This window comes from Pseudoalteromonas sp. BSi20311 (assembly GCF_000239875.1).
Classification (GTDB): Bacteria; Pseudomonadota; Gammaproteobacteria; order Enterobacterales; family Alteromonadaceae; genus Pseudoalteromonas.
This window is the reverse complement of record NZ_BADU01000012.1, coordinates 1-1,017: the sequence shown is the minus strand read 5'-3', so window position 1 is coordinate 1,017 and position 1,017 is coordinate 1. Positions and strand designations below refer to the sequence as shown.

1 protein-coding gene is annotated in these 1,017 nt (G+C 43.7%); it reads right to left on the bottom strand.

The features are described 5' to 3' along the window. Positions 1–80: 80 nt before the first annotated feature. A complete protein-coding gene (istB, locus tag P20311_RS01385) occupies positions 81–836 on the bottom strand; it encodes an IS21-like element helper ATPase IstB (protein WP_008108839.1) in 756 nt (251 codons plus the stop codon). Positions 837–1,017 lie beyond the last annotated feature (181 nt).

Sequence of the window (1,017 nt, the reverse complement as noted above, 5' to 3'; positions counted from 1 at the left end):
TGCGTATTCCGGTGATGGTGAACACCGATTCCGGTTTTATCGTGAACACTTAAATTCCACGCATTGGGTTCATGACATTTTTAACCTAAGTGTTCACGATGGTCAATTTTAGATTGAATTTTTCTCATAGACTCCCCCTTTAATTTTATCCGATGAGCATTGTGCATTAGTCGATCTAAAATGGCATCGGCTAAGGTATTATCGCCGATGGATTGATGCCATTCTTCGGTGGGTAATTGACTGATGATGGCGGTTGATGAACTGCCGTGCCTATCATCCATGATCTCCATTAAGTCATTTCGTTGTGCCGCTTTAAGTGGCTCAAGCCCCCAATCATCTAAAACGAGTAAGTCGATCTTAGCGAGTGACTGTAACATTCGACTGTAAGTGCCATCTGCTTTGGCTTGTGTCAGCGCAAGCATCAACCTTGAGAGTCGGTAATATTTAACGCTGTAGCCTTTCATGCATCCTGTATGCGCAAGCGCACAAGTGATATAGGTTTTACCGCTACCGCAAGGGCCTGTGATCAGTAAGTTTTGTGATTTATTCAGCCAATCACATTGCAGTAGCGATGCCATCATCGATTGATTGAGACCTCGCGGGTGATGATAATCTATGTCTCTGGCGTTAGCGGCTAATTTAAGTTTTGCCGCTTTAAGTAAGCGTTGTTGTTTTCGGCTCTCTCGGTCTTGGGCTTCACTGTCTGCTAGCAGTTGTAGTCGCTCATCGAAGGACAACCCTTCATAAGTACTTGGTTGTTCCATTTGGCTCACTAAGGCGTTGGCCATACCACTGAGTTTGAGTTGACGAAGCTGAGTTATCGTTTGTTCTAACATAGAATTTCCTTACCTTAATGGAAGCTTTTAGGACCACGGATATTTTCATGGGATTGTGGCAATAACGTCGACGGCTCTTCTTGCGTTCGCGGCAATTTATCTTGGTTGCTACTGAGTATGTCTTTGATATGTTTTAACCGATATAAACTGTATTGATTGGCTATCGCACAGGCGTTATTGA